Raw genomic sequence first — 926 nt, forward strand, 5'->3', positions numbered from 1 at the left:
GGGCGGGCACGGCGGCGCCGCTCTGTCGGGCAACGGCTTCAACGACGGCGGCGCCGGTGGCGACGCCCTCGGCTTCTTCGCCCAGGGCGGCACCGGCGGGGACGCCGGCACCGGCAGCGGCGGCGCCAATGGCGGCAACGGCGGCAACGCCGGATTGGTGAGCGGCGGCGCCTTCACCCCGTCGATATTTGGTATCGGCGGCAACGGCGGCAACGGACACCTCCCCGGGCACGGCGGCACCGGTGGCCTCGGCGGCTTCTTCGGCGCGCCCGGCAAGAACGGCACTCCCTAGTCGCTGAAATCCCTTGCACCACTTTGGTTTCAGGGGTCACATATCGGCGTTTGTTGTCGGTGGGTGTTCGTACGATTCGGGGTATGAGTGCTAGCAGTCGTGAGGAGATCGTCGAGGTTTTCGACGCGTTCGATCATGACGTGAAACGCCTGTGCGACTTGTCTTTTGACGTGCTCACCACCCCGGAACGACTCCGGGTTCTCGAGCGGGTGGAAGCCGCGGCGCGCCGGTTGCGCGCCCCGCAGCACACCCTGATCAACCAACTCGCCGCCCAATCCGGCCCAGAAGAACTGGGCTGCACCCTGCGCGGCGCGCTGGCCGACCGGCTGCGCATCACCAAGGCTGAGGCGTCTCGGCGCATCGACGAAGCCGAGGATTTAGGGGAGCGTCGGGCGTTGACCGGGGAGGCGTTGGCCCCACAATTGAGCGCGACGGCCGCCGCGGTCCGCGACGGGCGCATCGGCGACACCCACGTGAAGGTGATCCGCAGCTTTTTCGCCCACCTGCCCGCCGAAATCGACCTGGGCACCCGCGAAGCCGCCGAAGCCGATCTGGCCGACAAGGCCCGCGACTATCGCCCCGACGAGCTGGCCAAATACGCCAAACGGATCATGGACTGGCTGCACCCCGACGG

General features: G+C 68.5%; 1 protein-coding gene and 1 pseudogene. Both read left to right on the forward strand.

What is annotated here, in order from left to right; all coding sequences use genetic code 11:
• Window positions 1-292, forward strand: a pseudogene (locus tag N415_RS29590) (PE family protein); the annotation flags it as partial.
• Window positions 293-375: 83 nt separating this feature from the next.
• A partial coding sequence (locus N415_RS29595; RefSeq protein ID WP_152531642.1) for a DUF222 domain-containing protein occupies window positions 376-926 on the forward strand: 551 nt, incomplete at its 3' end.

The sequence above is a fragment of the Mycobacterium sp. UM_CSW genome (genome assembly GCF_000455205.1).
In the GTDB taxonomy this organism is placed as follows: Bacteria; Actinomycetota; Actinomycetes; order Mycobacteriales; family Mycobacteriaceae; genus Mycobacterium.